The sequence below is a fragment of the Bacillus sp. ISL-34 genome (assembly GCF_018613325.1).
Taxonomy (GTDB): Bacteria; Bacillota; Bacilli; order Bacillales; family DSM-1321; genus Peribacillus.
This window is the reverse complement of sequence record NZ_JAGGQJ010000053.1, coordinates 1-10,134: the sequence shown is the minus strand read 5'-3', so window position 1 is coordinate 10,134 and position 10,134 is coordinate 1. Positions and strand designations below refer to the sequence as shown.

Sequence of the window (10,134 nt, the reverse complement as noted above, 5' to 3'; positions counted from 1 at the left end):
ACCATTAATTGCATGGGCAATGTCAGTAATACTTGCCTTTGTTCGCCAATCCACCATTTTTCGAAGACCATCGGTCTCTATTTTTTCACCGTTTAGAATCGCTTCAAGGATACGGCGTCCCGATACACCAAAAATGTCTGATAGAACGGATGTTAGCTTGATATTAGCATCCTGAAGAATTTTGTGAATGCGATTCTGCTCTGATGTGCGATGATGAATCAATTTTTTTCGATAACGAGTAAGATCTCGTAAATCACGAATATCCTCTGGTGGGACAAAATTACTTTCAATAAGTCCGCATCTTAGAAGCTTGGCAAGCCATTCGGCATCTTTTACATCAGTTTTACGGCCTGGACCATTTTTGACATGCCTGGCATTGGCAAGAACAAGGTGAAAAGATCCTTCGAGTATATTCCATATTGGTTTCCAGTAGACTCCGGTACTTTCCATCACAACATCGGATACCTGAAGGGTAGCGAGCCAATCACTTAAAGCCAAGAGTCCCGTTGTTGTAGTTGAAAACGTTTCAATAGAGGTTTTTTGGCCTTTTATCTAATTTACCAAATAATACACAGGCTACTACTGTTTCTTGGTGTACATCTAGGCCAGCACACCGTTCAATCATTGCTTCCATAGGAGAATCACCTCAAAAAAAGATTAACAATACATATGACAGTAGATTTGTTACAAAAATTTTTGTATACGTACTAGCAGTACACTAAATGGTTCTTCCATACTGTCACAACCAGTTTCTTATACAGGGTATCTTCCTTAAGATCCACCAAAAAAAGTTCAGCCTGGTTGTATTGTTATCATCCATTATCTATCGTCAAGGGGTTAATGGGTTAGATCTATTTTGAGTTTAGGTTTTCGTAGATGGTGGCGGCGAGGAGCGCCGCCATAGGAGTTTCTTATGGAACTAACGGGGCAGGTTTATCCAAGAAGGATAGATGTTTAATGTTTAGGATAATCTAATTTTAATTAGGAAGTTGAGCAGCGTGCATTGGCCGGAGTGCTGGTATCAATGATGCACATATACAACTTGCGCTGGATGAATGAAAGGGGCGAGAGGGCTTTCTAGAGTCTAGATAAGCATTTAAGTGTCTTGTAAGTATATAAATCGAAGAGTAATGTATCATGCTTTATTTAAAATAAACCCTATATTTAGCTGCCTTCCTTCTAGAGTGGGGGGGAGGTTAGTATTGGATAATATCTGCTATAAAAAATTTATTCTTATTAGGTAAATAAATATAATTGACGAGTTGGAATTCTAATGTTATTATTCAATTATTCAATTGAATAGTTTTTTTGTGTGAATCACATAAATTTACTCAAGATGAATAGTAGTCCTGTCAAATCACGAGTTGGAAATAAATTTTAAAATTAAATCTACCTGTTAGTAGTTAATTAATATAGTTACCTATTGTAAATGAATTAGTAATAGGTAACTAACAACAGTAAATAATATGTTTTTGGGTGGAATTGAACTTGAAAAGGATTTCCAATTAGTGATTAATGGACCACTGAACTAAATAATAAAAAATGGAGATGAATGATAATGAGATTTGAAAACAAAACTGTAATCGTAACTGGTGGAGGTACTGGGATTGGGAAAGCCACTGCAAAAAAGTTTTTTGAAGAAGGAGCAAATGTGGTTATTAATGGACGTAGAGAAAATGTGTTAAAGGAAACGGCTTTAGAAATTGACCCAACTGGTAAAAAAGTTTTATATGTAGCCGGTGATATAAGTAAAAAAGAAACTTCGGAGAATTTGGTTGAAAAAGCAGTAGAAGTGTTTGGTGGTGTAGATATATTAGTTAATAATTCAGGAAAATTTAATCCAACACCATTCCTTGACCATACAGAGGACGATCTACAATCCTATTTAGATACAATCGTTAAAGGAACATTCTATCCTTCTCAAGCAGTTATACCGGAAATGAAAAAACGTGGAGGAGGAGCAATTGTAAATACTGGTTCTATGTGGGCAATACAAGCGGTGGAAGCAACTCCTTCATCTGCATACTCTGCTGCAATGGCAGGAAGACATGCTTTAACAAGAAATTTAGCCGTAGAATTCGCTGGCGATCACATTCGAGTAAATGCAGTAGCACCTGCAGTTGTTGAAACACCAATTTACAATACTTTTATGTCAGAAGAACAAGTAGCAGAAGTATTACCAACCTTTAATGCGTTTCATCCTATTGGACGCAATGGTACTCCAGACGATGTAGCAAATGCAGTTTTATTCCTTGCGGATGATTCATCATCATGGATTACAGGCATTATTATGCCACTTGATGGTGGAGTTACAGCTCGATTAAGATAAAAATAAAATAGGAGCAATCATAAAAATGATTGTTCCTTTTAATACAAATCATTTCTTTAACACATAGCTTACTCTTGCAGATGAGGTAAGAGCAAATGAAATCATTATTTTGTTATTTTTACTTCAACTATAGTATCATCAACAATGTAATCAATTGAATAATAAAGGATGATTAGTATGGATGAGCTCATTTCTTCTGCAAAAGATTATAAAGATGAATTATATAAACAACTATCAAGAATTGGAAAATGTTTGTCGAGTGACAAACGCCTTGAGATATTAAATTTGCTAGCTCAGGGTCCAAAAACTGTCGAAAAGTTGACGCAGGATACAGGTATGAATGTGGCTAATGTTTCTCGTCATCTTCAAGTTCTAAATGATTCAAGATTAGTTAAGTTTACTAAAAAGGGAACATATGCTATTTATTCACTAGCTGATCCATCTGTTGTGGAGTTTTTATTTTCCTTATGGCATATTGCCGAAAATCAACTTTCAGATATCACTCGAATTAAAGAGGATTTCTTAGGTGGTATGGAAGGTTTATATACACTTACGATGGATCAAGTGTACGAAAAGTTAAATAGAGAAGATGTTGTCCTCCTAGACTTGCGTCCAACAGATGAATATAACGCTGGGCATATAGAAGGCGCGGTCTCTGTTCCTATGGAAAAGTTGGATGTATATCTTCAACAATTACCGAGAGATAAAGAAGTTGTAGCTTATTGTAGAGGGCAGTTCTGTGCTTTTTCAGCTATTGCTGCGCAAAAAATGAAAAATCAAGGGTTTATGGCTTACCGTATGGCAGAAAGTTTTCATGAATGGCAGAAGTATCTGGAACTAAAACATTAATATATATTTCATTACTATAGTTCATGAACTTCCAGATGCTTTCAAATTGTATTTTATAAAACCCAAGTGCAAAGTTAATTTAACACCCTAAGTAATGATGAGTCTCGATATATTATTAAACCAAGGGGTTATTTTTTCTTATAGCTAAAAAAATATTGCTTTATAATGTCAGTAAGAATGGAAAAAGTGAATAAATAATGCTTTTATTGTTGTTCATATGGGGAAAGACCAATTTTATAATACATTCTTTCATCGATGTGATTCATAAAATGTGCTACCTTTCTTACTGACATGCATTTTTCACTATAAATTTTTAAAGTTTAATTTAAAAGCTTAGGTACCACCGGTAGGTGCAAAGGTTTCTGAATATTGAGACAGATTGAGGGGGAATAATAATGAATAAAGATAGTCTATATAAAAAATCTAATATAAATCGTTTAGGTGAATTTAGTAAATTGTCTCCTGATGTATTTAATGCATTTGTGACTTTTGACAAGAAGGCACTGGGGGCGGGTAAATTAAGCTCGAAATTAAAAGAGCTAATTGCAATAGCTGTAGCACATACAACAGGCTGTCCTTATTGTATAGAACTCCATGTCAAGCAGGCAAAAAACAAGGAGACATCAAAAGAGGAAATGGCTGAAGCGGTGATGGTTGCCACTGCCCTAAAGGCAGGTTCGGCTCTTGCTCATGGAGTTAACGCTCTTAATGCTTATGATAAAGTTGAAGATGATGAATTGTATAGAGCAGCTTATTTTAATCGATTAAAAGAATTTTCTCAATTAAACGGAGATACTTTTAAAGCATTTATTGCATTTGATCAACAAGCAATGAAAGCAGGAGAACTTAGTGTTAAGGAAAAAGAGCTAATTGCAATAGCCGTAGCACATACAACAGGCTGTCCTTATTGCATTGATATTCACACTAGAGGAGCAAAAAATGCAAAAGCGACGAAGGAAGAAGTAGCTGAATCTATTATGGTAGCCACAGCACTAAAAGCAGGTTCGGCTCTTGCTCATGGAGTAAATGCATTAATTGCATTCGATGAGTCCATTTAACTTTCTAGTTTATCTTAAGAGATAAAGGGTAGCTTGCAGCTACCTTTTTCTTTTTTTAACACGAAATGATATTGGCTCTCCTAAGATGATAGGAATTGACCACTGGGTATTATACTTAACTTAAATCAAAAAGATGATCAGTATATTAAAAGAGTGTTTCCTCGTAAAATTTGTCTCTTATACAGGATTGTAAAACAGAGAAAAAGGTGGATTATGTGCCAAGCACACCTAGTCCTATGGAAGATGGGAATTGTAATATATATGGATGTTTTCTATACAATGGGCAATAACCTTGGGGTTTCTACTGAACAATACTGTGCTAATAAAATTGGAGGGTATATAACGAAGATTGAAGTTTGTACGAATATAGAAATCCCATTTTGTTACATGGGGAAAGCATATTTAGAAGAGGTAAATACTAAAAGGTAAGTATTTTTCAGAAGCATATTTAGAAATCTTAAGTACAACCGAAATGAGGAAAGAATATGAACAATCCTATAGTTATCGTTGGCGCTGGTTTAAGTGGCCTACGTGCCGCGTCTCTACTTACTGAACAGGGCATTAAATGTAGGGTTCTAGAGGCTAGAGATAGGATTGGAGGTAGAGTGTTAAGCACTCAAAATCCAACCAGACCTGACTTAGGTAAATTTGATCTCGGGCCGACATGGTTCTGGCCTCAGCACGAGAGGACTATTGCTAATCTTGTCAAAGAACTGAATTTAGAAACTTTTGACCAGTACACCAAAGGAGCAATGCTTTCAGAGCGATACCACAACGAACCACCAGAGCGTTATGTACTGCCAGAAAACTCAGTTGAAAAATCGGTGCGATTCATAGGAGGAGTGCAATCCCTTATTGAAGCTGTTGAAAATACTCTTCTGCCAGGCATAGTCGAGTTAGAAACGCGAGTAACAGCAATTCGATTAGATAAAGCCGGTGCTATCACACTTGAAGCAGACCTTGCTAAAGGAAAGAGAGAAGAAGTTTCTGCAAGTGCTGTTATCTTAGCATTACCGCCTCGAATTGTGGCGCGTCATATTGAATTCTCTCCTTCTCTCCCTACAGATCTTATGACTGATCTTGTAAACAAACCTACGTGGATGGGAGGACAGGCTAAGGCAGTTGCAATCTATGATCGTCCTTTTTGGAGGGAATCAGGGCTCTCTGGCTTCGCATCGAGCTGGGTTGGACCTTTGCAAGAAATCCATGATGCTTCTCCTGATACAGGTTCTGGTGCATTATTTGGTTTTTTCGGTATGCCAGCGAAAATGCGACGAGAACTGGGTGAGGATAAAATTTTAAAATTGGTCATTGACCAATTGGTTAGGCTCTTTGGACCCCCTGCCAAAAACGTAAGTGCTATCCTTTACAAGGATTGGGCCAAAGATTCCGAAACGGCTGTTGAGGAAGACTTCAATCCCCTTAGGGAATTTCCTATATATGGTAAACCACCACAAGGAGGGGTATGGGAAAAGAAAATTATTTTTGCTGGTACAGAGACTAATTCACAATATGGGGGACATCTTGAAGGTGCACTTCAGGCAGCTGAACAGGCAGTTTTTGAAATCATTAATTTAAATAACAAGCCTTAATGACACGATATTTTCAAAAGCTAACAGAATTTTAAAATTACTAAACTGTAGGGGGATAGTATATGAAGAGAATGATGAAAGCTATACAAATTCCTTCTAAGGGAGAAAAGATGAAACTAGTAGAGACCCCGGTGCCCCAGCCGGGAGAAAAACAAGTGCTGCTCCGTGTAGAAGCATGCGGAGTATGTAACGGAGATTCGAGGACCATTAGAGGGAGTGCTCCAGAGTATCCCCGCATTCCTGGCCATGAAGTAATTGGTATAGTTGAAAAACTTGGAACTGGTTCGACTAAGTGGAAAATTGGTGAACGTGTCGGCATTGGATATCATGGAGGGGACAACCACGTAACAGGTCTGACAATGGACGGTGGATACGCTGAATACATGGTGGCCTATGAGGATAGTTTGTCCAGCATTCCAAATGAATTATCTGCATTAGAAGCCGCACCACTTATGTGTGCTGGTGAAACAACGTTTACTGCACTAAGAAACAGCAAAGCTCGACCTGGCGATCTTGTAGCCATTCAGGGCATTGGTGGACTTGGTCACTTAGCTGTTCAGTACGCAAGAAAAGCTGGATTTCGCACTGTTGCGGTTTCACGTGGTAGCGATAAAGAAAATCTGGTACGTCAACTTGGAGCACATTACTATATTGATTCAGAGAAAGAAAATCCTGCTCAGGCATTACAGGCATTAGGTGGAGCTAAAGTAATCCTTGCTACTGCGCCGGACGCCAAAGCAATTTCTTCTCTAATCAATGGGCTTGGTTCAGACAGCGAACTAATTATTGTAGCTGGTTCTGGTGAGCAATTGGAATTGTCAGCAATGGACTTTTTAAAAGGACCGAAAACGGTTAGGGGTTCGTTTACAGGACAAGCAAGAGAAATTCAAGAAGCCATTAACTTTAGTGTTCTCACTGATGTACGACCAATGATTGAAACTTTCCCTTTACAACGTGCTAACGAAGCATACGATAAAATGATGGCAGCATCCACGCGATTCCGGGCTGTTTTAAGTATTTCTCAGTGAATTTAGACAAAAAGTGGTTCTTTAAGAAACACTTTCATTAAATAAAAAGGCAGCAACGCCTTTTTTATACTTACTACAAATTTCTCCACTAATAGATTGTGAAATATTGTACTTAAACTAACGGGTGCGTTAGTTTATTAAGACAAATAAAAAATCGATTTCTTTATGTACAAGAAATCGATTTTTTGATTTAAAACTGTTGGTGGTACCCCTTAACGTTGTATATCCGCATTTTCCTGACGCTACCCCTTTTATACTAATGAGGGTTTTTTTAACAAAAGTGTTAATTACCTTGATATAATTTCTCCGTATCTAACTTGAATTGGGAGGTTTTAATTATGGGACTTTTAATTGTTTATGCAACAGGATTATTAATAGGTGTTGCTCTTGTTGCTCTTAGTTATTTTTCTAAAGAATTGGATCATAAAAAAAGAAGTATTTTCGTGGCTGTGATTGGTGTATTAGCGATCATTGGAGGTTTAGTAATTGGCGGATTTGAAGGGATGCCAATTAGTACAATAGGTATTGGTATTTTAACCGTTTCAATTTTACTATTAATTGCCGGAAATAGATCAATGGTAAGAAATGTGTTTTTCGCATTAGTAGTATTGGTGCCATTAGCTTTCTTTATATATGCTGGTGTAGATAAATTTTATGGGAATAATTTTATTGTGGTTGCTAAAAATGAAAATATGGATACTTATTTAAAACAGTATTATGAAGAGTTACAAGTGAAGACAGACACGCAAGGATTTAAAAGGTTTGAACCAAATAATGGCGAAAAATTGATAGTTCTTTCTTTAGGTAAAGAAAAGCAAGGCAATAATATAGAGGTTGCAGGGGTAGAAAAACAAGGTGATAGAACATTGATTAATGTAAAAACCTTTGATAATCAATCAACAGAAAAGAATCCAACTATTATTATCTTTTTAGACAAACTTGGTAAAAACGTTGTTGTTAAGGATGCAGATGGAACTGTTTATGAGGAAGTTAAATAAAAAAAGGCCTAATAGGTCCTCAGGCTGTCGAGGGTTTCTCGACAGCCTGAATCCCCCCAGTATTAAACTGGGGGGATTTTTACGTCAGAAAATCATCTTAAATTGGTCCCTCGTTTTCCGTTAAAGGCCGTTAATCACTAGGGGTAGCATCAGGAAAATGCGTATTTACAACGATAAGCATTCTGATACAAGTCATATGGACATTATGAACTCTATTTTGTAGGTGATTGGATTGTGTCTAAAAAGGCTCTACACTATTGAGATTGTGAAAGAATGTACTTAAACTAAAGGGGCAGGTTAGTGGTAGAAGAAGGTAATCAGGTGTTAAGTAGAGAAAAAGGTAGCAATAAATATAAAATTAAATAACTGAGGCGAAAAGGATGGCTCATAATGGGATAGTTTTAGTAGTTAGTGTATCAATATTCAGAGATGATGAAGTCTTAATAATTAGAGAAAATAAACCAACTGCTATTGATAAGTGGAACTTTCCGAGTGGACGCATTGAATATGGTGAAGACATTCTCTATTCAGCTCGTAGGGAGGTAAAAGAGGAAACTGGCTTTGATGTAAAACTTAATGGTACAACGGGTGTATATAATTTTATCAGTAGTACCAACAATCAAGTTATTCTATTTCATTTTACTGGTGAGGTTAATGGTGGTTCTTTAAATCTTGAAGAAGATGAAATTTTAGACAGTAGATGGATTAAGGTGAATGACCTTATGAAATTTGATAATGAGGAACTACGTGAACCAAGGGTACTAAAGCAAATAATAGATAACTTATTAAAAGAGAGGCTACATTCAATTAGTATTTATAATGAACAACTAAGTAAATAATTTTTATTAAGCTAACAGGTTCTTTACTTAATTGCCAGGAGCTGATCAGCAGCTCCTTTTCTTATGGAACTAAAGGGGCACAGGTTAGTGAAGAAGGAAGTTTCCTTTTATTTATTAGTATTAATAAGTTTGTATAGAAGCTTTACAAAGTGTACCTGTATTTATAAGTTACAATATAAAAAGGAAAGTACAAAATTGATGGTTATAATCAAGTAGTTAGATATTAAAAGATTGGATACTTCGATGACTGTAGAACGCCTCGTTTGAAAACTGTAATAAGTTGTACTGTAGCTTTTTTCGAATGGGGGAAATCATTTTATTCATTATATTGAATAATTGGGCGACTCTCCAGATGTAGCTCCTATCTTTTCATAAAAGCGTTGGGTACGTTTGTTATCATTTGCAGTAACTCAAGAAATATAAGCATATACATTTAAAAATGTGACAAAGGGTTTATTAGGATACTCATGGAATTACTGAAGGATAGTATCTTTAGGGGGAAAGCATATGCAAACGTTAGAAAAAATTAGCAATCGATGTTGGTATCAAACACCTGTTTCAGAAACGGATAGACCTATTCTAGGAGTAGTGGTTGGAGATAATAAATCGTTAATGATTGATGCAGGAAATTCAGAAGCACATGCTAATTGTTTTCTTAAAGAGCTTAAAGAACATGGTATTCCACTTCCAAGCATCGTTGTGCTTACACATTGGCACTGGGATCATATTTTTGGTTTGTCTGCTTTGAATATGCTGTCTGTTGCTTCTATTCAAACGAAAGCTAAAATTAAGAACCTTGTTTCGTACAAATGGACAGATTCTGCTTTAGAAGAACGAGTGAAATCGGGATTGGAAATTGAATTTTGTGCCAATGCAATCAAAAAAGAATTTGGAAGTGAAAGGAATATTATCATTTCATTACCAGATTTAGCCTTTGAACAGAGAATGGAGCTTGATCTAGGAGGAGTATCTTGTCTATTGCAGCATGTAGGTGGCAATCATTCCCCAGACTCTATCATTGTCTATATCAAAGAAGAAAAAATACTATTTCTTGGCGACTCTATTTATGCAGATATCTATTCAAACAAAAGGAATTATACGACTCAAAGTACGATTCAATTATTAGATACAATCGATCAATTTGATGCTAAAATCTATGTCCTATCCCATTGGAAGCCAATATCGAAGGATGAATATCAGAAAGAAGCAATACTATTAAGGACTGTAGCCACCTTGACAGATCAATATGAGGGACGCTTTGAAGATATAAAGAAATCTTATCAACTCAAGCTAAACAGAGAGCTAAATGAAGAAGAGCTTGAAACGATTGGATACTTTGTGAACGGGTTCGAAATAAATAATTAGCTTAAGAGATTAATCCTCAAGGTTTATAATAATTCCTATTTAGTTAACGGTGGGCATTGGAGTTAGTATAGTTTCA

Annotated in this window: 9 protein-coding genes; 8 read left to right on the top strand and 1 reads right to left on the bottom strand. The window is 36.3% G+C overall.

Features of this window, described 5'->3' with window-relative positions:
• A partial coding sequence (locus tag J7E52_RS26690) for an IS110 family transposase (protein ID WP_396020326.1) occupies positions 1–498 on the bottom strand: 498 nt, incomplete at its 3' end.
• Positions 499–1,558: 1,060 nt separating this feature from the next.
• Here J7E52_RS26690 and J7E52_RS26685 point away from each other — a divergent pair.
• The 8 genes from J7E52_RS26685 (at position 1,559) to J7E52_RS26650 (ending at position 10,058) form a co-directional block, all read left to right on the top strand.
• Complete coding sequence (locus J7E52_RS26685) at positions 1,559–2,329, top strand: SDR family NAD(P)-dependent oxidoreductase (protein WP_214751640.1); 771 nt, start codon at positions 1,559–1,561, stop codon at positions 2,327–2,329.
• 177 nt (positions 2,330–2,506) lie between these two features.
• Complete coding sequence (locus J7E52_RS26680) at positions 2,507–3,178, top strand: ArsR/SmtB family transcription factor (protein WP_214751638.1); 672 nt, start codon at positions 2,507–2,509, stop codon at positions 3,176–3,178.
• Positions 3,179–3,573: 395 nt separating this feature from the next.
• Positions 3,574–4,236 carry a carboxymuconolactone decarboxylase family protein gene (locus tag J7E52_RS26675; RefSeq protein WP_214751636.1) on the top strand — a complete coding sequence of 221 codons (663 nt, stop codon included), beginning with the start codon at positions 3,574–3,576 and terminating at the stop codon, positions 4,234–4,236.
• Positions 4,237–4,721: 485 nt separating this feature from the next.
• A complete protein-coding gene (locus J7E52_RS26670; RefSeq protein ID WP_214751634.1) occupies positions 4,722–5,828 on the top strand; it encodes a flavin monoamine oxidase family protein in 1,107 nt (368 codons plus the stop codon).
• A gap of 62 nt (positions 5,829–5,890) precedes the next feature.
• Positions 5,891–6,856: a zinc-binding dehydrogenase gene (locus tag J7E52_RS26665; RefSeq protein WP_286198107.1), complete on the top strand. Its 966-nt coding sequence runs from the start codon at positions 5,891–5,893 to the stop codon at positions 6,854–6,856.
• Between the two features lie 338 nt (positions 6,857–7,194).
• Complete coding sequence (locus J7E52_RS26660; RefSeq protein WP_214751632.1) at positions 7,195–7,854, top strand: MFS transporter; 660 nt, start codon at positions 7,195–7,197, stop codon at positions 7,852–7,854.
• A 380-nt stretch (positions 7,855–8,234) separates the two neighbouring features.
• The gene (locus tag J7E52_RS26655) at positions 8,235–8,693 is read left to right on the top strand and encodes an NUDIX hydrolase (RefSeq protein WP_214751630.1); all 459 of its coding nucleotides are present in this window, start codon (positions 8,235–8,237) and stop codon (positions 8,691–8,693) included.
• Positions 8,694–9,200: 507 nt separating this feature from the next.
• The gene (locus J7E52_RS26650; RefSeq protein ID WP_214751628.1) at positions 9,201–10,058 is read left to right on the top strand and encodes an MBL fold metallo-hydrolase; all 858 of its coding nucleotides are present in this window, start codon (positions 9,201–9,203) and stop codon (positions 10,056–10,058) included.
• Positions 10,059–10,134: the final 76 nt, after the last annotated feature.

Excerpts from the sequence above, each read along its gene's own strand:
- J7E52_RS26685 (WP_214751640.1), top strand. The coding sequence starts at position 1,559 with ATGAGATTTGAAAACAAAACTGTAATCGTAACTGGTGGAGGTACTGGG.
- J7E52_RS26680 (WP_214751638.1), top strand. The coding sequence starts at position 2,507 with ATGGATGAGCTCATTTCTTCTGCAAAAGATTATAAAGATGAATTATAT.
- J7E52_RS26675 (WP_214751636.1), top strand. The coding sequence starts at position 3,574 with ATGAATAAAGATAGTCTATATAAAAAATCTAATATAAATCGTTTAGGT.
- J7E52_RS26670 (WP_214751634.1), top strand. The coding sequence starts at position 4,722 with ATGAACAATCCTATAGTTATCGTTGGCGCTGGTTTAAGTGGCCTACGT.
- J7E52_RS26665 (WP_286198107.1), top strand. The coding sequence starts at position 5,891 with ATGAAGAGAATGATGAAAGCTATACAAATTCCTTCTAAGGGAGAAAAG.
- J7E52_RS26660 (WP_214751632.1), top strand. The coding sequence starts at position 7,195 with ATGGGACTTTTAATTGTTTATGCAACAGGATTATTAATAGGTGTTGCT.
- J7E52_RS26655 (WP_214751630.1), top strand. The coding sequence starts at position 8,235 with ATGGCTCATAATGGGATAGTTTTAGTAGTTAGTGTATCAATATTCAGA.
- J7E52_RS26650 (WP_214751628.1), top strand. The coding sequence starts at position 9,201 with ATGCAAACGTTAGAAAAAATTAGCAATCGATGTTGGTATCAAACACCT.